Raw genomic sequence first — 19,851 nt, 5'->3', positions numbered from 1 at the left:
TTCCCGGTGGAGTCGTCTCATGTCCTGGATCCTGCTTTTCATCGCCGGCCTGCTCGAAGTGGCCTGGGCGGCGGGTCTCAAGTCGTCCGAAGGTTTTACGCGGCTCTGGCCGTCGGTGTTTACGGTCGTGACCGCGCTCGGCAGCTTCGTGCTGCTCGCGATGGCGATGCGCCAGTTGCCGCTCGGCACCGCGTATGCGGTCTGGACCGGCATCGGCGCGGTTGGCGCATTCATCTTCGGCATCGTGTTGATGGGTGAGGCCGTGACCGTCGCCCGCGTGGCGAGCGCGGCGCTGATCGTGCTGGGGTTGATCGGGTTGAAGCTGTCGTCGCCGGTTTGAAGCCGGTTTGAAGCCGGCCTGAAGCGGGCTTGAATGAAACCGGCTTGAAACCGGTCCAAAGCCGATCCAAAACCGGCCCGAAGTCCGCCCGACGCCGCTCCGACACTCGGCCGAGGTCGCGGTGAAGCCGCTCCGACGCCCCGCGCGGCAACCGCAACCTCCCTCTGGCGTTGCAGATTGGGCACGCTCGCCCCCGCCTGCGGGGCAATCCCCTGCAGCCCATGTTGCGGCGCGTCTATAATGCAAAATCATTGTCTCGGAATTACGCCGCCGGTTGCCCGCCCGGGCATCGGCGGCGGTTCCGTTATGCCGGCCGCCCGGCCGGCGTGCGCGTTCGACGCGCAAGGAGACCACACATGGTCGAGGCCATTTCGCTCGGCGCGGGGCTCGCGTGGGCTAGCGGGCTGCGCCTCTATCTGACGGTTCTGATCGCCGGCGTGCTGGCGCGCACCGGCCTCGTGCATCTTCCCGACACGCTGGCCGCGCTGACCTCGCCGTGGGTGATCGGCGCGGCCGCCGTGCTGGCTGTCGCCGAATTCCTCGCCGACAAGATTCCCGCGTTCGATTCGCTCTGGGACGCGATCCACACGTTCATCCGGATTCCGGCCGGCGCGGTGCTCGCGGCCGGCGCGCTCGGCCATGCCGATCCCACGGTGCTGGCCGTTGCGGGGCTTGCGGGCGGCACGCTGGCCGGCTCGGCCCACGTGGCCAAGGCCGGCACGCGCGCGCTGATCAACCTGTCGCCGGAGCCGGTGTCGAACTGGATCGCCTCGGCGACCGAGGACGGCATGGTGTTCGCCGGCCTGGCGCTGGCCTTCTTCGTGCCGGTGCTGTTCCTGCTGCTGATGATCGGCTTCGTGGCGTTCATGGCCTGGCTGCTGCCGAGGCTCTGGCGCGGCGTGTCGGGCGGGTTTCGCGGCATGGCGCATCACATGGTGTCGCGCTTCAATTCACTCGGAGGCAAGCAGGATTGACCACGCAGCATGAAGCAGGGCGCGCCGCGCGCGGCGCACGTCTGACGCCGGGCGAGCTGGTACGGCAATCGATCCGGATGACGATGCGCGACTGGCGCTCGGGCGAGCTGACGCTGCTGGTGCTGGCGCTGGTGCTGGCCGTCGCGGCGCTGACCAGCGTGGGTTTCCTGTCCGACCGGCTGCGTCACGGCCTGGAACGCGACGCGCGCCAGATGCTCGGCGCCGATTTCGTGGTGCGCGCCGATCATCCGGTCGATCCGGCCTTCGCGGCTGCCGCGCGCGCGGACGGCCTTTCCACCGCTTCCACGGCGATTTTCCCGAGCATGGTGGGCGGCACCGGCGCGAATGCGCCGTCGCGGCTGGCAGCCGTCAAGGCCGTGTCGGACGGTTATCCATTGCGTGGCCGGGTCGAGATCGCGGCCGCGCCGAACGCGCCGGGCCGCGCCACCGCCACGATTCCGGCGCCCGGCACGGTGTGGGCCGATCCGGCCCTGCTCGACGCGCTGCACCTGAAGATTGGCGATGTGGTGCGTGTCGGCCTGCGCGACTTCCGCGTGTCGGCGGCGATCACCCGTGAACTCGACCGCGGTTTCTCGTTCGTCAGTTTTTCGCCGCGCCTGATGCTGCGTCAGGACGAACTGGCGTCGACGGGGCTGATCGGTTACGGCAGCCGCGTCACCTATCGCCTGCTGGTGGCCGGCCCCGATCCGGCCGTCGCGCGCTTCGCGGCGCTCGCGCACCAGCGCGTGGACGGCGGCAAGCTGCGCGGCGTCGCGCTCGAATCGCTGCAGGAAGGGCAGCCGCAGGTGCGCGAGACGCTCGACCGTGCGCGCCATTTCCTGACGCTCGTGTCGCTGCTGACGGCGCTGCTGTCGGCCGTCGCCATCGCGATGGCCGCGCAGCGCTACATGCGCCGGCATCTCGACGGCTGCGCGGCGATGCGTTGCCTTGGCACCAGCCAGCGCACGCTGGCCGGGCTGTTTACGCTGGAATTCGTCGCGATCGGCATCGTGTCGGGCGTGCTCGGCGCGGCGCTCGGCTATCTCGGCCACCTGGCGCTGTTGTCCGCGCTCGGCAACCTGATCGACGTGGTGCTGCCGCAGCCGGGCATCGCACCGGCGCTGGTCGGTGTCGGCGCGGGGCTGGTGCTGCTGCTCGGCTTTGCGTTGCCGCCGCTGTGGCCGCTGACGCGTGTGCCGCCGGTGCGCGTGCTGCGCCGTGAATGGGGCGAGGCGGGGCGTACCGCGTGGCTCGGCTACGGCCTCGGCGTGGTGCTGTTCGCGGCGCTGCTGATCGTCGCGGCCGGCAACCTGCGGCTCGGCTTGATCGTGGCGGGCGGTTTCGCGGGCGGGCTGGTGCTGTTCGCGGCGGTGGCGCGCGCGACGCTGTTCGTGGCAGCCCGCGCGGTGCGCGACGCGCGCGTCGGCGCGGGGCTCGGCTGGCGTTACGCGATCGCCTCGCTGCACCGGCGCGGCACCGCCAGCGCGCTGCAGATCACGGCGCTGGCGCTGGGCCTCATGTGCCTGCTGCTGATCTCGATCACACGTGACGACCTGGTGGCCGGCTGGCGCAAATCCACGCCGCCCGACGCGCCGAATCAGTTCCTGATCGATATCCAGCCCGATCAGCGGCCCGGCGTGGTTCGCTACCTGGCCTCGCACGGCATCGACGATGCACCGCTCGAACCGATGGTGCGCGGCCGGTTGATCGCGATCGACGGCAAGACCGTCAACCCGGACAGCTTCCCCGACGCGAACGCCCGCCGGCTGGTCGATCGCGAGTTCAACCTGTCGTACACCACGCAACTGCCCGATGACAACCGCGTGGTCGAGGGCCATTGGTTCGGCGCCGCGCCGAAGCCGCAGATCTCGATCGAGGCCGGGCTCGCCAAGACCTTGAAGGTGAAGCTCGGCGACACGCTGCGCTTCGACGTGACCGGGCTGACCATCGAGGCGCCCGTCACCAGCATCCGCAAGCTCGACTGGGGCACGTTCCGCGTCAACTTCTTCGTGCTGATGCCGCCGGCCGCGCTGAGCGATTTTCCGGCGATGTACATCACGAGCTTCCATCTGCCGCCCGGCCGTTCGGGCGTGATCGACGGGCTGATCGCGCAGCAGCCGGGCATCACCGCGATCGACGTGGCACCGATCCTCGCGCAATTGCAGCGCGTGCTGCTGCAGGTGGTGGGGGCGGTGCAGATGCTGTTCGGCTTCACGCTGGCGGCCGGCATCCTGGTGCTGTACACGGCGCTGGCCGGCAGCCGCGACGAGCGGATGCGCGAGGCGGCGCTGCTGCGCGCGCTCGGCGCGTCGCGCAGGCAGGTGGGCGCGGTGCAGCGCGCGGAGTTCGTGATCGTCGGTACGATCGCGGGCGCTTGCGCCGCGGTGGGGTCGCTGGCGATCGGCTGGGTGCTGGCCACCCAGGTGTTTTCGTTCGAGATGGCGATCAACCCGTGGGTGGTGCCGGCCGGCATCGTGGCGGGCGTCGTCTGCGCGGCGGCGGCCGGTTGGTGGAGCCTGCGCAACGTGCTGTCGCGCCCGGCGCTGCATACCTTGCGCGACGCCTGAGCGCGCGGCTGCGGTATCGTTGCGCTTTTTGCCGGATTTCCGTATGACCGACGATGTAACCGATGACGGCGCGCAGGCCAAGCCGAGCGCATTCGAGCTGGTGGGCGGCGAGGCGCGCGTGCGCGAGCTGATCGACCGCTTCTACGACCTGATGGATCTCGAACCGGAGTTCGCGGGCATTCGCGCGCTGCACCCCGATTCGCTCGACGGCTCGCGCGACAAGACCTTCTGGTTCCTGTGCGGCTGGCTCGGCGGCCCCGATCACTACGTGAGCCGCTTCGGGCATCCGCGGCTGCGCGCGCGGCACCTGCCGTTCCCGATCGGCAGCCCGGAGCGCGATCAATGGCTGCGCTGCATGGCCTGGGCGATGGAGGACATCGGCCTCGACGCGGCGCTGCGCGAGCGGCTCATGGTGTCGTTCTACGATACGGCCGACTGGATGCGCAACCGGCCCGGTTGATACCGAAGGCACGGCATCGCTCAACGAAAAAGGGCGCCAGGCAAGCAGCCCGGCGCCCTTTTTCTCGCTTGCGCGAACCTGGTGTCAGTTGTCGTCCGGCGTGCGAACGTATACGCGCAGCAGTTCTTCGTTGTCGCCGGGCCGAGCGCCTGTCCAGTACAGGTCCCACTCGTCGTCGATCTTCGGCGTCACGGCGCGCAGGCCCTGCACGATCATCCACGTGCACTTCGTGCTGGCCGGATTGGCGGTCGGGCGATGTTCGATGCCGGTGAAGTATTGCAGCATCGGCGCTTCCGATTCGCCGAGCCCGAGGCTGGCCATGCAGTCGCCTTCGTTCCATTGCTCGGCCAGATGCGCGTCGAGATCGAGAAACACCGAGCGGTAACTCTTGGCCACGTCGAGCCACGGCAGCAGCAGCGTGAAGATCAGCCCCCAGACCAGCACCACGCCGGCCGCCCACGACAGCGCGCCGCGCCACCTGCCGGTGGTGCGCAGCCACGGCAGCACCCACAGCCAGCCGATCGTCAGCACCAGCCCGGCCGCGGCGAACCCGAGGTCCAGCGGCGCGGTCCAGTCGAGCGGCAACCAGCGGCCGAGCCAGTGGATCGACGCGCGCGAGGCATGCGCCGACGTCATGATCGACCAGACATACCAGGCATAGATGCCGACACAGCCGAACAGCAGCCGGCTCGCGTAATCCCACAGCATCGCGGCGCGCAGCGGCATGCGCTCGGGCGCGGCGGCCGCGAGCAGGGCCAGCGGGGCGATGAACGGCAGGATGTACAGCTCGCGCGAGGTGGCCGACATCTGCAACACCATCATGCCGATGCCGCCGAACAGCGCGGGCAGCGTCACCGCCGGGTCGCGCCACGCGCGCCAGCGGCCCGCGAGCAGCGCATAGGCGGCCAGCGGGCCGACCGGGAAGCCGACCGTCAGCAGCGCTCGCCAGATGAACAGCGGCTTGTCGTTTTCGGCGCCGAGGTTGGGCACCGAAAAGCCGAAGAAGCGGCCGACGTTGTTGTCCCAGAACCAGGTCATGAACAGCGTTTCGGAGCGCAGGAACAGCGCGGTCGGCCAGATCAGCGCGAACGGCGCCAGCACCAGCGCGGCCACGCCGAGCGAGCGGAAGAACGCGCGGCTGCGGCAGGCCGGATACAGCGCGAGCACGAGCGTGAGCGTCGCGCCGAACACGAGCGGCACGAACAACCCCTTGGCCAGCAGCGCGATGCCCACGCCCGCGCCGAAGCCCGGCGCGGCGAAGCGGCTGGCGGGCCGGCCCGCGACGCGCTCGGTCACGAGTTCGAGCAGCGACGAGAAGGCGATCGCCGCGCCGGCCATCAGCGCCACGTCGGTCATCATGTCGTGGACATGCTTGACCACCACCAGCGTGCCCGCGCACAACGCGACCGGGCCGATCACGCGCAGGTCGAGCCAGCGCGGCGCGCGCGTGGCGATGCGGGCGGCGCGCGCGGTGAAGCCGAACGCGAGCGCGGCGAACAGGGCGCTCGCGAGACGCGCCGCATCATGCAGCGGAAGGTAGCGGCCGAACAGCCAGGCGAAGGCGGCGGCCGTCCAGTCGTAGATTGGCGGTTTTTCGAGGAACGGCTGGCCGGCATTGGTGGGCACCACCAGGTCGCCGGTGTCCAGCATGTGCTGGATGATGCCGAACGTATAGGTTTCGTCCTGCTTCCACGGGTCGTGACCGACCACGCCCGGCAGCAGATAGGCACAGGCGATCGCGATCACCAGCAGCCAGACGCGCCAGTTCGCGCGCGCGAACCCGCTCGGCCAGGCGCCGGCATGCGCGGCGTCGCCCGGCAACGGCAGGCTGCCGCCCAGCGCGGCGGCATTGGCGGCTTGCGACGCCCCCTGATGGAGCGCGACATGACGGATCGGGGCACGTGCGGACGAGCGCGGGCCGCCGGGAGCAGTAGGTCCCTGCATCGAAAAACGTCTCAAAAGTCGGTGGGTCGGCCGGCTGCTTCGGCCGGATGATTAACGCTGCCGTGGGGGGGCGATTGCCGCAGTGAAGGACCGCGATGGACGCTAGTTAAGCACGTTTTTATTACGGCCTGTTACGAAAACTATGGCCGTTCTGTGAGTTTTTTTGGCGTGTGTGTCGTTTTGTGATTTGTACGTTTGCGGGTGTAGCTTTTGCGACACAAGCGTGGCAAAAAACGCCGGCCCGGAAGGGCGGGGAGCGGGCGAGGTCTGATGATTGGGCTGCGGAACCCGCTTTCGGCGGGCGCCGGCCCGGTATGTGGGTTAGCGTCCGCCGCCGACGTCGACCAGCGTGCCGGTCACATAAGAGGCGGCGCTGCCGAGCAGCCAGACGATGGCTTCGGCCACCTCGTCGGCGCGCCCCGGGCGGCCGATCGGCGTCTGCGCGCCGAGCCGCTCGGCGCGATCGGGTTGTCCGCCGCTGGCATGGATCTCGGTATCGATCAGGCCGGGCCGCACCGCGTTGACGCGCACCCCGTGCGGCGCCAGTTCCTTCGCCAGGCCGAGCGTGAGCGTGTCGATCGCGCCCTTCGAGCCGGCGTAATCGACGTATTCGTTCGGCGAGCCGAGCCGCGCCGCCAGCGACGACACGTTGACGATCGCGCCGCCGCGCCCGCCCCGGTTGGTCGGCAGGCGCCGCGCCGCTTCCCGCGCGCACAGGTAGGCGCCCAGCACGTTGACGTCGAACAGGCGGGTGAGCCGCGCCAGGTCCATGTCGGCCAGCGGCAGCGGCGGCGCGACGATGCCGGCGTTGTTGACGAGCGCGTCGAGCGGGCCGAGCTCGCGCTCGACGGTGTCGAACATCGCGATCACGTCCGCTTCGGCGGCCACGTCGCCTTGTATCGTCACGGCGTGGCCGCCTTGGCCGCGGATCTCGCCCGCGAGCGCGTCGGCCGCCGCCGCATCGCGTGCGTAATTGATGCCGACGGCCCAGCCGCGTGCGGCGGCGAGCCGCGCCGTGGCCGCGCCGATGCCGCGGCTCGCGCCGGTGATGAGGACGACAGGATGTTTCGAATCGGACATGACAGGCGGCTCCGTGATGGGCGGATCGGCGCGCGACGTCACGGCGGCGAACCGCAGGGGGGGCGACAGGAAAGCAGGAGGATAAAGCGAACGAGGCCGGCGCGGTGCGGCGCCGGCCTCGCGGGATCGGATCGAAGCCGGCTCAGGGCGCGTCGGCCACCGGCGTCCACTTGTCGCGCAGCGGCGGCACGTAGCGGCGCAACTGATCGAGCATGCCGTCGGCCGTGGCGTCGACGCACAGCGATTCGACGTAGGTATTGGCCATGAAACCCTCGTCCACCGTATGGCGCAGCATCGCGACCAGCGGATCGTAGAAGCCCTCGACGTTCAGCAGCGCCACCGGCTTGCGGTGATAGCCGAGCTGCGCCCAGGTATAGACCTCGAAGAATTCCTCGAGCGTGCCCGCGCCGCCCGGCATCGCGACGAACGCATCGCTGAGGTCGGCCATCATCTTCTTGCGATGATGCATGTCGGGCACCACGTGCAATTCGGTCAGGCCGACGTGGCCGACTTCCTTGTCGAGCAGCAGCTTCGGGATCACGCCGACCGCACGGCCGCCGGCGGCCAGCACCGCATCGGCGACGATCCCCATCAGGCCGACCCGGCCGCCGCCGTACACGAGCGTCAGATCGGCGTCGGCCAGCGCACGGCCGAACCCGCGCGCCGCCTCGGCATATACCGGGCGCACGCCCGGCGACGAACCGCAATACACGCACACCGATTTCATGATTTCACTTCCTTCGGTGCGCCGCGCGGCGGCAGGAAATCGTGGAATTCGCGCTTGGGCAGCTTGCCCGACACCAGATCATCGAAGATCTGCCGTGAGCGGCCGCGCAGATACGGCGCCATCACCGAGATCACGTGCATGCTGACCTGATGGAGTTCGTCGCGGATCGCATCCTGGTCGTTGTATTTGCGCGGATGCATGACGTACTGGTACGAGAGCCAGTAGGTGGAGATCACGCCCATGTTGGTAGCGATCACGTCGATCTCGGCCGGCGTGGCCACCAGTTCGTCGTCGGACACCAGCAGATCGCACATGTCGTGCGCGAAGCGCACCTTGTGGCTGATGATCTGCTTGAAGTGGGTTTCGAGCGTGCGGTTGCGGGCGAGCAGGTCGTTCAGGTCGCGATACAGGAACCGGTAGGTCCACATGAAATCGGCCATGTATTGCAGATACGACCAGGTTTCGTCGATGGTCGGACGGTGATCTTCGGGAAAGCGCAGTCGCCGTTCGATCTGCTGCTCGAACTGGGCGAAGATGCTGTTGATGATGTCGTCCTTGTTGCGGAAATGGTAGTACAGGTTGCCTGGACTGATTTCCATTTCCTCGGCGATCGTGGTGGTGGTGACGTTCGGTTCGCCGATTTCGTTGAACAGCTTCAACGACAGCTCGAGGATCCGTTCACGCGTGCGGCGGGGAGGTTTCGCTTCCATGTGTCGTCCGGCCCTGAATGTGCCGGACGAGCGGGCGCGGCATGAGGATGCGGCGGCTTCGTCCGGCTCGGGTTAGCTTGTCTTTCGAGACTATCGGACGATTATAAACGGTCGTTCGCTTTTCCGGCGCATTTCGTCGCAACGCTGGAACAATGGCAAATTTCCGCGCCGATCGTTGGTCGATCGGCGCGGTTGGCAGGGCGCGAACGCCGGTATCAGTGGCCGGTCCAGCGCTTCATGAGCGGCCAAAGGATGAAGCCCCAGGTCGCGAGGCAGGCCACCAGCGCGACCGTCACGGCCGCGCTGCCGAGATCCTTGGCGCGCTTCGACAGCTCGTGGCGCTCCAGCGAAATCCGGTCGATCGCCGCTTCCACGCTGGAGTTCAGCAGTTCGACGATCAGCACCAGCAGCACCGAACCGATCAGCAGCGCGTGCGATACCGCATCCACCGGCATGAACAGGCCGAGCGGCACGAGGATCGCCGCGAGCGTCAATTCCTGACGAAACGCGCTCTCCTCGCGGATCGCCACCTGGAAGCCGTTGACCGAATGCTTGAGCGCGTACCAGGCGCGCGTCAGCCCGCGATTGCCCTTGTACGGGTTCGGCGGCAGCGGCGCGAGCGGGTCGTCGGTGCCGAGCGGCTCGTGCGCGTCGCGGCCGTCATGCGCATCGTGGGAATCGTTATCGGCATGCGGATCGCGTGCCGCGGCGGCCGCGTTCAACGCGGGCCGCCGCAGTGGCGACGGTGACGGAGCGGGCGCTTTCGCGCGCATGGCAGGTTTCAAACGGCGGCGCCTTCAGGTTGGGGGCTGGCGGGTTTTTGCAGCGGCTTCAGGTGCGAGGCGAACTGTTCGGACGCGGCGCGCCACGAGAAGCGCTCGGCCCAGGCGCGCGCGGTTTCGCGATCGATCTTCAGCGCATCGAGGCAGGCCTCGCGCAGATCCTCGTTCATCGCACCGGCAGCGCCGCCGCCGAGCACGTCGACCGGGCCCGTGACCGGATACGCGGCCACCGGCGTGCCGCAGGCCAGCGCTTCGAGCAGCACCAGCCCGAACGTATCGGTCTTGCTCGGGAACACGAACACATCGGCCGCCGCATAAACCTTGGCGAGCTCCGCCTGCGACAGCACGCCAAGATAATTCGCCTCAGGATAGCGTGATTTCAGTTCGGCAAGCGCGGGGCCTTCGCCCGCCACCCATTTCGAGCCGGGCAGGTCGAGCTTCAGGAACGCCTCGACGTTCTTCTCGATCGCCACGCGCCCCACGTACAGGAAGATCGGGCGCGCCGTGTTCAGCACCTTCGATTCCTTCGGCTCGAAGATGTCGAGATCGACGCCGCGCGTCCACAGCACCACGTTGGTAAAGCCGAACGCTTCGAGATCCTGCTTGACCACCGGCGTCGGCGCCATCACGGCGAGCGACGCGCCGTGGAACCAGCGCAGGAAGCGGTAGGTGGCCGACAGCGGAAAGCCGAAGCGCGCCTGCACGTATTCCGGAAAGCGCGTGTGATAGGCGGTCGTGAACGGCAGCTTGTGGGCGCGCGCATAGCGGCGCGCGGCCATGCCGAGCGGGCCTTCGGTGGCGATGTGCAGCGCGTCCGGGGCGAACGCGTCGACGCGCGCGCGCAGCTTGCCGTACGGGAACAGCGACAGGCGGATCTCGGGATACGTCGGACACGGGATGGTGCGGAACTCGAGCGGCGTCAGCAATGCGACCTGGTGGCCGAGCGCCGTCAGTTCGCGCGAGGTGCTCTTCAAGGTGCGCACGACGCCGTTGACTTGCGGTTCCCATGCATCGGTGACGATCATGATCTTCATGCTGGCAGTCCTGTAGGGTGCGGGATGCGGCGAGGCAGGGGGCTCACGCGGTGGCCTTGGCCTTGCGCGAGGTGGTGACGGGCGGCGATTGCATCACCGTCCAGTAGACGATCTTCAACTCGCCTTCCATCGTTTCGACGAGCGCGGACAGGCTTTCGACCCAGTCGCCGTCGTTGCAATACAGCACGCCGTCGATGTCGCGGATCTCGGCCTTGTGGATGTGCCCGCAGACCACGCCGTCGCAGCCGCGGCGGCGCGCTTCGTCGGTCATCGCGTTCTCGAACGACGAGATGAAGTTCACGGCGTTCTTGACCTGGTGCTTCAGGTATTGCGACAGCGACCAGTACTGGAAGCCGAGCCGGCTGCGCACGCGGTTGAACCAGCGGTTCAGCAGCAGGATCAGCGTGTAGGCGCTGTCGCCGAGATAGGCGAGCCATTTGGCGTGCTGGATCACGCCGTCGAACAGGTCGCCGTGGACGATCCACAGGCGCTTGCCGGCCAGCGTGGTGTGGAACGCCTCGCCGCGCACCTGGATCTCGCCGAACGCGAGGTCGCAGAACTGGCGCGCCGCTTCGTCGTGATTGCCGGGGATATACACGACCTGGGTGCCCTTGCGCGCCTTGCGCATGATCTTCTGCACCACGTCGTTGTGCGCCTGCGGCCAGTACCAGCCCTTCTTCAGTTGCCAGCCGTCGATGATGTCGCCGACCAGGTACAGGTATTCGGAATCGTTGTGCCGCAGGAAATCGAGCAGGTAGTTCGCCTGGCAGCCGCTCGTGCCCAGGTGGATGTCCGAGATCCAGATCGTGCGGTAGCGGTTCGCCGGGCCATCGGCGTCTTCTTGGTGGCCGGAGGCGGCCGACCATGGCGGCGATTCGACCGGGGTGTCGTCGTCGGCCGCGCCGGAGAGGAAGGCCGCGGCCGTCGCGCGTGCGCCGGCCGGATCTTGGAAGAAGGTAGTCGCGGACGTTTTGAGGCCCATGCATGACTCGCGCCGTGTTGGATAACCGGCATTGCGCCATGCGTCGATGACTTCGCCGTGACAGTCACGGGATGTTCTTATTACGGTCGGTCGGCGGTGCAAACCTCGCCTCGGCGCGGCCCGCGCGGCGCGTGGGGCGAGCGTGGCCGCGAGGCGGGCGGCCGGCGAAAAAGGCCGTCGGGTGCGTGATGCATCTTTGCGACAGTCGTGCGCGCCAAGGCCGATTGATCGGACGATTGAAGCCGGTAAGGGTTGGGAGCGGCGGGGAGGTGGGCGATGCGCGAAGTCGGCGCCGGAATCAGCGCGGCACGAACACGATGCGGGTGCCCGCCAGCCGGTCGTGCGGGAACTGCCGCGCCGGATCGAGGCGCGCGGTAAGCGCCCACAGCACGATCCAGGCGGCCGTGATGGCCAGCGTGACGGGCACGGCGAAGCCCGCCAGCGGATGGAGCGCGAGCGGCGGCAGGAACCAGAGCCAGCCGAGCAGGTAGCGGAACACGGCGCGCGGCACCGTCAGCGGCGTGCCGTGCGCGGTGACCAGACGCAGCCGCCAGGTCTTCATCGGCAAGGTCTGGCCGCCGTGAGTCCAGAACCAGACGAAATACGCGCCGACCACGACGGCGATCCACATGGCGAGCAGTTGGTGATGGACGAGGCCGTTGCGCTGCTGGAGCACGAGCGCGAAGGCGAGCGCGGCGAAAAACACGATGCCGAACAGCAGCACGCCTTCGTAGACGAGCGCGGCGAGACGGCGGCCCACGCTCGGACGGGCGCCGGCTGCATCCATGGCGGGTGCGGCCGGCGCGGCGCTCACGATCCCTTGAAGATCGACGGCGCGTCGGCCGGCGAGACGGGCAGCGGCGCGGGCGGCTGCTGGGTGCCCGAGGCGGCTGCGGTCGGCATGGCGGCGCTGGCCGTCGCACCCGGCTCGGCGGCCGGAGCGATCGGCGTCAGCGGCGCGTTGGCCGGATGATCGTGTGCGTTGACGAGGCGGTTGATGTCGCGGTCGCTCTTGCCCGACGGCGGTGCGCTGACCACGGTGCGGCGATGGCGCTCCGCCGCGGCCAGCCGGGCCTTCTGCTCGGGCGTCAGCTTCTGGTAATCCCTCCAGGCGCGCTCGCGCGCTTGCGCGGAGAGATCCTTCGACACCTGATAGTTTTCCCGCGCGACGCGCCGCTCTTCCTGCGTGAGGTTGGCCCATTGGGCCATCCGTTCATGCAGGCGTTTTTGCTCTTCGGCCGACATTTTCGGGTAACGCGCGGCGATTTTGAGCCAACGGCGCTTGCGTGCGTCGCTGAAGCTGTCCCACAGGCGACCGACCGGAGCCAGCGCCTCATGCTGCTGCGGCGACAGCCGCGCCCACGACAGCGGATTCGCGGCGGGGGCCAGCGTGGGGAAAGCATTCGGCAGCGACAGGCTGACGACCGGCTGGGTCGCCGCCGGAGCACTGGTGGCGGTTGCGGCCGCGGCGGCCGTGGGGCCGGCGGCTGCGGCCGGTTGATCATCGAAACGCGTGTAGGTGGCCGCGTAAGCAACCACGAGCGCGATCGCGCTCCCGAAAAATATCGCCAGTCCGCGTTTGTGAATCACCCCGTGCGTCCTTCTGTATCTGGTTGCGCTCAGCGCGTGTGCGACAAATAGGCGTTGAACCCGTGGTCGAGGTACGCATTGAGCGGCAGGTCATCGTTCAGCATGGCCGCGTCGATGTCGGCCAGCTCCGCCGTATGCTCCAGATTTTCCCAGTACGCGATGCCGACGATGCCGGCCAGCAGCACCAGCAGCGGCACGGCGCGCACCAGCCGCCGTGCGAGCGAGGCCGGCGGCCGGGCGGCCGGGCCGGGCAGCAGGCCGACGCCGCCTGCCATGTTGCCCGCGAGCGCCGGCACCAGCACGAGGCCGGGGTCGGGTTTCTTGCGCGCGAGCGCGGCTCGCCGCGCCACGGCCAGGCGGTCGGTGGCGGACGGGGGCAGATCCGCTGCGCGCTCGTCCAGTGCGCGGCGGATCTTCAGGGCAAATTCGAATTCTTTCTGTTCGGGAGCGAAGCTCATAGCGTGATTCCTTTGGCCTTGAGCGCTTGTGCCAATGCGTGCGTGGCCCGTGAGCAGTGCGTCTTGACGCTGCCTTCGGAACAACCCATGGCGGCGGCTGTTTCGGCGACATCCATATCCTCCCAATAACGCATCAGGAAGGCTTCCCGTTGACGTGCCGGAAGCTTGCGGATTTCGGCGTCGATCAGCGTGAGCACCTGCTCCCGTTCGAGGCGGGTTTCGCTGCTTTCGATACCGTTGCCATTGTCGGCCGTGTCGAGCGTTTCGAGCGGGTCGAAATCCTCGTCGTCGCCGCTGCCGAGCGACGAGAAGAGGCTGACCCAGGTGTTGCGGACCTTTTGGCGGCGGAAGTAATCGTGGATCGCGTTCTGCAGGATCCGCTGAAACAGCAGGGGCAGTTCGGCCGGGGGCCGGTCGCCGTACTTCTCCGCAAGCCGGATCATCGCATCCTGCACGATGTCGAGCGATGCGTCGTCGTCGCGCACGGCGTAGGCGGCCTGCTTGAACGCGCGCCGTTCGACGCTCGTCAGAAAATCGGCGAGTTCCTTGTCTGATGCCATTCCGGGAAAAGGTCTGCGCTCGAAGGGGCGGTAGGACGAAAAATTTCGTAAACGGGGCGGATGCTAACAAATTTTCGTGCCGGCCGGCACCTCGCGTGGCGTCGCAGCAGCAGGCGAGGGTGCCTGCACGGCGGTGCTCGCCGGGCCGCTCGCCACACCGGGGATTTTTTTCTTGACCGCTTGACGCCGACACTATATCGTCGCTGGTTCGCAATATAAGTGATGGTCTCAATTGAAGTTGGCCCAAGAAGCCAGCTTGTCAACTGGACGCGCCGCTTGAACCCGGATCACAAGTTCGGCAGAGAGCACCCGATCAATTTTTTTCCGAAAATTCGAAAGGTCGATATGAACATGCCCAGCGCGGAATTCTCCACGTCGGAACCCATTCCAGCCCCGTCGAGCGACTCGATCGGCGCCACCGTGCTCATGCAGGCACTGGCCGACGAGAACGTCGAATTCATCTGGGGCTACCCCGGCGGCTCGGTTCTCTACATCTACGACGAACTCTACAAGCAGGAAACGATCCAGCACGTGCTCGTGCGCCACGAACAGGCGGCAGTGCACGCGGCGGATGCGTATGCGCGTTCGACGGGCAACGTCGGCGTGTGTCTCGTCACGTCCGGCCCGGGCGTCACGAATGCCGTCACCGGCATCGCCACCGCCTACATGGATTCGATCCCGCTCGTGGTGATCAGCGGGCAGGTGCCCACCGGCGCAATCGGCCTGGACGCGTTCCAGGAATGCGACACGGTCGGTATCACGCGCCCCTGCGTCAAACACAATTTCCTCGTGAAGGACGTGCGCGACCTGGCCGAAACGGTCAAGAAGGCGTTCTTCATCGCACGTACCGGCCGGCCCGGCCCGGTGTTGATCGACATTCCGAAGGACGTGTCGAAAACGCCGTGCGAGTACGTGCCGGTCAAGAGCGTGTCGCTGCGCTCGTACAACCCGGTCACCAAGGGCCATTCGGGCCAGATCCGCAAGGCCGTCTCGCTGCTGCTGTCGGCCAAGCGTCCGTATATCTATACGGGCGGCGGCATCATCCTGGCCGATGCGGCGCGCGAGCTGAACCAGTTCGCCGACCTGCTCGGCTACCCGGTCACGAATACGCTGATGGGCCTGGGCGGTTATCGCGCCTCCGATTCGAAGTTCCTCGGCATGCTCGGCATGCACGGCACCTACGAAGCGAACATGGCGATGCAGCACTGCGACGTGCTGATCGCGATCGGCGCGCGTTTCGACGACCGCGTGATCGGCGATCCGGCGCACTTCGCGTCGCGCCCGCGCAAGATCGTCCACATCGACATCGATCCGTCGTCGATCAGCAAGCGCGTCAAGGTCGACATCCCGATCGTCGGCGACGTCAAGGAAGTGCTGAAGGAACTGATCGAGCAATTGCAGACGGCCGAGCATGGCCCGGACACCGAAGCGCTCGCGCAATGGTGGAAGGACATCGAGGGCTGGCGCTCGAAGGATTGCCTGAAGTTCGACCGTGAAAGCGAAATCATCAAGCCGCAGCATGTGGTCGAGACGCTGTGGAAGCTGACCAAGGGCGAAGCGTTCGTGTGCTCGGACGTCGGCCAGCATCAGATGTGGGCCGCGCAGTTCTACCGCTTCGACAAGCCGCGTCGCTGGATCAACTCGGGCGGTCTCGGCACGATGGGCTTCGGCCTGCCGGCCGCGATGGGCGTCAAGATGGCCCACCCCGACGACGACGTGGTGTGCATCACGGGCGAAGGATCGATCCAGATGTGCATCCAGGAGCTGTCGACCTGCAAGCAGTACGACACGCCCGTCAAGATCATCTCGCTCAACAACCGCTACCTCGGCATGGTTCGCCAGTGGCAGCAGATCGAATACAGCAAGCGCTATTCCCATTCCTATATGGATGCGCTGCCCGATTTCGTGAAGCTCGCCGAAGCGTTCGGCCACGTCGGGATGCGGATCGAAAAATCGTCCGATGTGGAGCCGGCGCTGAAGGAAGCGCTGCGTCTGAAGGATCGCACCGTGTTTCTCGACTTCCAGACCGATCCGACCGAGAACGTCTGGCCGATGGTTCAGGCCGGCAAGGGCATCACCGAGATGCTGCTCGGATCGGAAGATCTGTAACGGCGCGTTGGTGCGTCGCGCCCCGTGCCCCCGCTTCCATGAAGAGCGGGCGGCGCCGGGCGGCGCACAACGTGCATTCGAACTGGATTAGTCGAGATCTCATCGGGAAGAAGCGAACATGCGACACATCATTTCCGTGCTGCTGGAAAACGAACCGGGCGCGCTTTCGCGCGTGGTCGGCCTGTTCTCGGCACGTGGCTACAACATTGAAACCTTGACGGTGGCGCCGACCGAAGACAATTCGCTGTCGCGTCTGACCATCGTATCCATCGGCTCCGACGACGTGATCGAACAGATCACGAAGCATCTGAACCGCCTGATCGAGGTGGTGAAGGTCGTGGACCTGACCGACGGCGCGCATATCGAGCGCGAGTTGATGCTGATCAAGGTGCGGGCAGTAGGCAAGGAACGCGAAGAAATGAAGCGGATGGCGGATATTTTCCGCGGTCGCATCATTGACGTGACCGAAAAGACCTACACCATTGAATTGACGGGCGCGAGCGACAAGCTCGACGCATTCATCCAGGGGCTGGACGCCGGCGCGATTCTCGAAACCGTGCGGACCGGCAGCTCGGGCATCGGTCGCGGCGAGCGCATCCTGAAGGTTTGACGCCGCCGTATCGAACGGAGCCGGGTGCGCCGTCATGCCCCGGTAGCAGTACCCATTGAACGAACTCACTGAATTTGCGAAGGAATGATCATGAAAGTTTTCTACGACAAGGACGCTGACCTCTCCCTCATCAAGGGCAAGCAAGTCACGATCATCGGTTATGGCTCGCAAGGCCATGCTCACGCGCTGAACCTGAAGGAAAGCGGCGTGAACGTGACGGTCGGCCTGCGCAAGAATGGCGCGTCGTGGAGCAAGGCCGAGAACGCCGGCCTGACGGTCAAGGAAGTCGCCGAAGCGGTGAAGGGCGCCGACGTCGTCATGATGCTGCTGCCGGACGAGCAGATCGCCGAGGTGTACGCGAACGAAGTGCACGCCAACGCCAAGCAAGGCGCCGCACTGGCCTTCGCACACGGCTTCAACGTCCACTACGGCCAGGTGATCCCGCGCGCCGACCTCGACGTGATCATGATCGCGCCGAAGGCACCGGGCCACACGGTTCGCGGCACGTACTCGCAAGGTGGCGGCGTGCCGCACCTGATCGCCGTTCACCAGGACAAGTCGGGCGCAGCGCGCGACGTCGCGCTGTCGTACGCGGCAGCGAACGGCGGCGGCCGTGCCGGCATCATCGAAACGAACTTCCGCGAAGAAACCGAAACCGATCTGTTCGGCGAACAAGCCGTGCTGTGCGGCGGTACGGTCGACCTGATCAAGGCCGGTTTCGAAACGCTGGTCGAAGCCGGTTACGCGCCGGAAATGGCCTACTTCGAGTGCCTGCACGAACTGAAGCTGATCGTCGACCTGATCTACGAAGGCGGCATCGCGAACATGAACTACTCGATCTCGAACAACGCCGAGTACGGTGAATACGTGACGGGCCCGCGCATCGTCACGGAAGAAACCAAGAAGGCGATGAAGGCTGTCCTGACGGACATCCAGACGGGCGAGTACGCCAAGAGCTTCATCCTCGAAAACAAGGCAGGCGCACCGACGCTGCAATCGCGCCGCCGCCTGACGGCCGAGCACCAGATCGAGCAAGTCGGCTCGAAGCTGCGCGCGATGATGCCGTGGATCGCGAAGAACAAGCTGGTCGACCAGTCGAAGAACTAAGCGTTCGCCGAATGACGGCCCCGGTTTTCGGGGTCCGCTCCGAAAAGCCGCCCGAAGGCCGCAGTGCCGAGGGCGGCTTTTGTTATGCTACGGGCTTTGCTATTCACCGAACGTCACCATGAACTACCCTCATCCGATCATTGCGCGCGAAGGCTGGCCGTTCATCGCAATCGCTGCCGTCGTCGCGCTGCTGATCCATGCAGTCGCCGGGTTTGGCCTTGCCTGGCCGTTCTGGCTGCTGCTCGCCTTCGTGGTGCAGTTCTTCCGCGACCCGGCGCGCCCCATTCCCACCCAGGCCAACGCCGTGCTGTGCCCCGCCGACGGTCGCATCGTTGCGGTGGAAACCGCGCACGACCCGTACGCGAACCGCGAAGCGCTGAAGATCAGCGTGTTCATGAACGTGTTCAACGTGCACTCGCAGCGCTCGCCCGTGGATGGCGCGATCACCAAGGTCGAGTATTTCCCCGGCGCGTTTCTGAACGCGGCGATCGACAAGGCGTCCACCGAGAACGAGCGCAATGCGGTCGTGATCCATACCGGCAGCAACCATATCGTCACCTCGGTGCAGATCGCCGGCCTCGTGGCGCGGCGCATTCTTTGCTACGTGCGCAGCGGCGAGCCGCTCACGCGCGGCCAGCGCTACGGCTTCATCCGCTTCGGTTCGCGTGTGGACGTGTATCTGCCGGTCGGCAGCCGCGCGCGCGTGACGATCGGTGAAAAGGTCTCCGCATCGTCGACGATTCTTGCTGAATTGCCGCAGTAAGCGGCAGGAGGCTCGATGGCAGCATTCAAACCCCGCCGGCCGCGCAACGGCAAATCCCTGCCGCGCTCGTTCCGGCACAACAAGGTGATCGGCACCGATGCCGGCGCCGAACCGCGTCGCGCCGCGCGTCAGCAGTTCCTGCGCACGCGCGGCATCTACCTGCTGCCGAACGCGTTCACCACGGCCGCGCTGTTCTGCGGTTTCTTCGCTGTCGTGCAGGCGATGAACGTGCGCTTCGAGATCGCCGCGATCGCGATCTTCGTGGCGATGGTGCTCGACGGCATGGACGGCCGCGTCGCCCGCATGACGCATACCCAAAGCGCGTTCGGCGAGCAGTTCGACAGCCTGTCCGACATGGTTTCGTTCGGCGTCGCGCCGGCGCTCGTGATGTACGAGTGGGTGCTCAAGGATCTCGGCCGTTGGGGCTGGCTCGCCGCGTTCGTCTACTGTTCGGGCGCGGCGCTGCGGCTCGCGCGCTTCAACACCAACATCGGTTCGGTCGACAAGCGCTTCTTCCAGGGGCTGCCGAGCCCGGCTGCCGCGGCGCTGATCGCCGGCTTCGTCTGGCTGGCGACCGACAACCGCGTGCCGCTCAAGCTCGGCTGGCTGCCGTGGGTGGCGTTCGTGCTGACGATCTACGCGGGCGTGACGATGGTGTCGAACGCGCCGTTCTACAGCGGCAAGGCGCTCGACGTGCGGCACCGCGTGCCGTTCGCGGCGATCCTGCTGGTGGTGGTGGCCTTCGTGCTGGTGTCGTCCGATCCACCGCTGATGCTGTTCGGGCTGTTCGTGCTCTACGGGCTGTCCGGTTATGTGTTCTGGGGCTATATGGCGATCCGCGGCCGGGCCAATCCGGCCAGATCGTCGCAGCGCGAGCACTGAGGCCGATTTCTCGGCTTTGTACTCGTAGCCACGCACCGCAAAAACGGCGACCTTCATCGGTCGCCGTTTTTTATGGCCCGGCCGGCCCGGTGCGCGGCCCGATTGCACGCCTGCCCGAATGCCGCTATATTCACCGCCATGACCGCATTTTCCCGCCTCTCCCGCCTTCAAG

General features: G+C 66.8%; 19 protein-coding genes and 2 pseudogenes. 9 read left to right on the top strand and 12 right to left on the bottom strand.

The genetic code is table 11. The annotated features are described in order from the left end of the window. The first annotated feature begins 19 nt into the window (after positions 1-19). The 4 genes from sugE (at position 20) to AB4850_RS27905 (ending at position 4,341) form a co-directional block, all read left to right on the top strand. The gene (gene sugE, locus AB4850_RS27920; protein ID WP_414442668.1) at positions 20-340 is read left to right on the top strand and encodes a quaternary ammonium compound efflux SMR transporter SugE; all 321 of its coding nucleotides are present in this window, start codon (positions 20-22) and stop codon (positions 338-340) included. A 356-nt stretch (positions 341-696) separates the two neighbouring features. Further along, a complete protein-coding gene (locus AB4850_RS27915) occupies positions 697-1,314 on the top strand; it encodes a DUF4126 domain-containing protein (protein ID WP_414442667.1) in 618 nt (205 codons plus the stop codon). Positions 1,315-1,355: 41 nt separating this feature from the next. Beyond that, positions 1,356-3,881, top strand: coding sequence for an ABC transporter permease (locus AB4850_RS27910; protein ID WP_414445630.1), 2,526 nt, complete (start codon positions 1,356-1,358; stop codon positions 3,879-3,881). Between the two features lie 43 nt (positions 3,882-3,924). Beyond that, positions 3,925-4,341, top strand: coding sequence for a group II truncated hemoglobin (locus tag AB4850_RS27905; RefSeq protein ID WP_414442666.1), 417 nt, complete (start codon positions 3,925-3,927; stop codon positions 4,339-4,341). 84 nt (positions 4,342-4,425) lie between these two features. On the opposite strand, the gene AB4850_RS27900 is transcribed toward AB4850_RS27905, so the two are convergent. From AB4850_RS27900 to AB4850_RS27845, 12 genes and pseudogenes are all read right to left on the bottom strand, one after another. After that, on the bottom strand, positions 4,426-6,285 hold the full coding sequence (locus AB4850_RS27900) for an ArnT family glycosyltransferase (protein ID WP_414442665.1): 1,860 nt from the start codon (positions 6,283-6,285) through the stop codon (positions 4,426-4,428). Positions 6,286-6,606: 321 nt separating this feature from the next. Then, the gene (locus AB4850_RS27895; RefSeq protein WP_414442664.1) at positions 6,607-7,365 is read right to left on the bottom strand and encodes an SDR family oxidoreductase; all 759 of its coding nucleotides are present in this window, start codon (positions 7,363-7,365) and stop codon (positions 6,607-6,609) included. 142 nt (positions 7,366-7,507) lie between these two features. Next, positions 7,508-8,092 carry a TIGR00730 family Rossman fold protein gene (locus tag AB4850_RS27890; RefSeq protein ID WP_414442663.1) on the bottom strand — a complete coding sequence of 195 codons (585 nt, stop codon included), beginning with the start codon at positions 8,090-8,092 and terminating at the stop codon, positions 7,508-7,510. Continuing rightward, complete coding sequence (locus AB4850_RS27885; protein ID WP_414442662.1) at positions 8,089-8,802, bottom strand: TetR/AcrR family transcriptional regulator; 714 nt, start codon at positions 8,800-8,802, stop codon at positions 8,089-8,091. Before AB4850_RS27885 ends, AB4850_RS27890 begins: the two co-directional genes overlap by 4 nt. Positions 8,803-9,017: 215 nt before the next feature. After that, positions 9,018-9,575 (bottom strand): diacylglycerol kinase, encoded by a 558-nt coding sequence (locus AB4850_RS27880; protein ID WP_414442661.1) that lies wholly within the window; start codon positions 9,573-9,575, stop codon positions 9,018-9,020. Between the two features lie 8 nt (positions 9,576-9,583). After that, positions 9,584-10,618 carry a glycosyltransferase family 4 protein gene (locus AB4850_RS27875; protein ID WP_414442660.1) on the bottom strand — a complete coding sequence of 345 codons (1,035 nt, stop codon included), beginning with the start codon at positions 10,616-10,618 and terminating at the stop codon, positions 9,584-9,586. Between the two features lie 43 nt (positions 10,619-10,661). Beyond that, positions 10,662-11,438: pseudogene (locus tag AB4850_RS27870) on the bottom strand (UDP-2,3-diacylglucosamine diphosphatase); the annotation flags it as partial. 62 nt (positions 11,439-11,500) lie between these two features. Further along, a pseudogene (locus AB4850_RS27865) lies at positions 11,501-11,648 on the bottom strand (UDP-2,3-diacylglucosamine diphosphatase); the annotation flags it as partial. 250 nt (positions 11,649-11,898) lie between these two features. Next, positions 11,899-12,387: an RDD family protein gene (locus AB4850_RS27860; RefSeq protein ID WP_414442659.1), complete on the bottom strand. Its 489-nt coding sequence runs from the start codon at positions 12,385-12,387 to the stop codon at positions 11,899-11,901. A 23-nt stretch (positions 12,388-12,410) separates the two neighbouring features. After that, the gene (locus AB4850_RS27855; protein ID WP_414442658.1) at positions 12,411-13,190 is read right to left on the bottom strand and encodes a DUF3106 domain-containing protein; all 780 of its coding nucleotides are present in this window, start codon (positions 13,188-13,190) and stop codon (positions 12,411-12,413) included. Between the two features lie 29 nt (positions 13,191-13,219). Further along, positions 13,220-13,648: a DUF3619 family protein gene (locus AB4850_RS27850; RefSeq protein WP_414442657.1), complete on the bottom strand. Its 429-nt coding sequence runs from the start codon at positions 13,646-13,648 to the stop codon at positions 13,220-13,222. Next, a complete protein-coding gene (locus AB4850_RS27845) occupies positions 13,645-14,208 on the bottom strand; it encodes an RNA polymerase sigma factor (protein ID WP_414442656.1) in 564 nt (187 codons plus the stop codon). Before AB4850_RS27845 ends, AB4850_RS27850 begins: the two co-directional genes overlap by 4 nt. 345 nt (positions 14,209-14,553) lie before the next feature. Between AB4850_RS27845 and AB4850_RS27840 the strand changes: the two genes are divergently transcribed. The 5 genes from AB4850_RS27840 to pssA all read left to right on the top strand — a co-directional run bounded on the left by AB4850_RS27840 (position 14,554) and on the right by pssA (position 19,679). Beyond that, positions 14,554-16,317 (top strand): acetolactate synthase 3 catalytic subunit, encoded by a 1,764-nt coding sequence (locus AB4850_RS27840; RefSeq protein WP_414442655.1) that lies wholly within the window; start codon positions 14,554-14,556, stop codon positions 16,315-16,317. Positions 16,318-16,435: 118 nt separating this feature from the next. Continuing rightward, the gene (ilvN, locus tag AB4850_RS27835) at positions 16,436-16,927 is read left to right on the top strand and encodes an acetolactate synthase small subunit (RefSeq protein ID WP_013698880.1); all 492 of its coding nucleotides are present in this window, start codon (positions 16,436-16,438) and stop codon (positions 16,925-16,927) included. Between the two features lie 90 nt (positions 16,928-17,017). Further along, positions 17,018-18,034 (top strand): ketol-acid reductoisomerase, encoded by a 1,017-nt coding sequence (gene ilvC / locus AB4850_RS27830; protein ID WP_414442654.1) that lies wholly within the window; start codon positions 17,018-17,020, stop codon positions 18,032-18,034. A gap of 118 nt (positions 18,035-18,152) precedes the next feature. Continuing rightward, positions 18,153-18,797, top strand: coding sequence for a phosphatidylserine decarboxylase (locus tag AB4850_RS27825; protein WP_414442653.1), 645 nt, complete (start codon positions 18,153-18,155; stop codon positions 18,795-18,797). Positions 18,798-18,812: 15 nt separating this feature from the next. After that, positions 18,813-19,679, top strand: a complete 867-nt coding sequence (pssA, locus tag AB4850_RS27820) for a CDP-diacylglycerol--serine O-phosphatidyltransferase (protein WP_414442652.1) — start codon at positions 18,813-18,815, stop codon at positions 19,677-19,679. The last annotated feature ends 172 nt before the right edge of the window (positions 19,680-19,851 follow it).

The organism is Burkholderia sp. 22PA0106 (assembly GCF_047497155.1).
Classification (GTDB): domain Bacteria; phylum Pseudomonadota; class Gammaproteobacteria; order Burkholderiales; family Burkholderiaceae; genus Burkholderia.
The sequence above is the reverse complement of the archived record's forward strand: the minus strand, read 5'-3'. Positions and strand labels throughout refer to the sequence as shown.

What these genes read in the sequence shown, in the direction of transcription:
- sugE (WP_414442668.1), top strand. Translation starts at nt 20, where the DNA reads ATGTCCTGGATCCTGCTTTTCATCGCCGGCCTGCTCGAAGTGGCCTGG.
- AB4850_RS27915 (WP_414442667.1), top strand. Translation starts at nt 697, where the DNA reads ATGGTCGAGGCCATTTCGCTCGGCGCGGGGCTCGCGTGGGCTAGCGGG.
- AB4850_RS27905 (WP_414442666.1), top strand. Translation starts at nt 3,925, where the DNA reads ATGACCGACGATGTAACCGATGACGGCGCGCAGGCCAAGCCGAGCGCA.
- AB4850_RS27900 (WP_414442665.1), bottom strand. Translation starts at nt 6,285, where the DNA reads ATGCAGGGACCTACTGCTCCCGGCGGCCCGCGCTCGTCCGCACGTGCC.
- AB4850_RS27895 (WP_414442664.1), bottom strand. Translation starts at nt 7,365, where the DNA reads ATGTCCGATTCGAAACATCCTGTCGTCCTCATCACCGGCGCGAGCCGC.
- AB4850_RS27890 (WP_414442663.1), bottom strand. Translation starts at nt 8,092, where the DNA reads ATGAAATCGGTGTGCGTGTATTGCGGTTCGTCGCCGGGCGTGCGCCCG.
- AB4850_RS27885 (WP_414442662.1), bottom strand. Translation starts at nt 8,802, where the DNA reads ATGGAAGCGAAACCTCCCCGCCGCACGCGTGAACGGATCCTCGAGCTG.
- AB4850_RS27880 (WP_414442661.1), bottom strand. Translation starts at nt 9,575, where the DNA reads ATGCGCGCGAAAGCGCCCGCTCCGTCACCGTCGCCACTGCGGCGGCCC.
- AB4850_RS27875 (WP_414442660.1), bottom strand. Translation starts at nt 10,618, where the DNA reads ATGAAGATCATGATCGTCACCGATGCATGGGAACCGCAAGTCAACGGC.
- AB4850_RS27860 (WP_414442659.1), bottom strand. Translation starts at nt 12,387, where the DNA reads ATGGATGCAGCCGGCGCCCGTCCGAGCGTGGGCCGCCGTCTCGCCGCG.
- AB4850_RS27850 (WP_414442657.1), bottom strand. Translation starts at nt 13,648, where the DNA reads ATGAGCTTCGCTCCCGAACAGAAAGAATTCGAATTTGCCCTGAAGATC.
- AB4850_RS27845 (WP_414442656.1), bottom strand. Translation starts at nt 14,208, where the DNA reads ATGGCATCAGACAAGGAACTCGCCGATTTTCTGACGAGCGTCGAACGG.
- AB4850_RS27840 (WP_414442655.1), top strand. Translation starts at nt 14,554, where the DNA reads ATGAACATGCCCAGCGCGGAATTCTCCACGTCGGAACCCATTCCAGCC.
- ilvN (WP_013698880.1), top strand. Translation starts at nt 16,436, where the DNA reads ATGCGACACATCATTTCCGTGCTGCTGGAAAACGAACCGGGCGCGCTT.
- ilvC (WP_414442654.1), top strand. Translation starts at nt 17,018, where the DNA reads ATGAAAGTTTTCTACGACAAGGACGCTGACCTCTCCCTCATCAAGGGC.
- AB4850_RS27825 (WP_414442653.1), top strand. Translation starts at nt 18,153, where the DNA reads ATGAACTACCCTCATCCGATCATTGCGCGCGAAGGCTGGCCGTTCATC.
- pssA (WP_414442652.1), top strand. Translation starts at nt 18,813, where the DNA reads ATGGCAGCATTCAAACCCCGCCGGCCGCGCAACGGCAAATCCCTGCCG.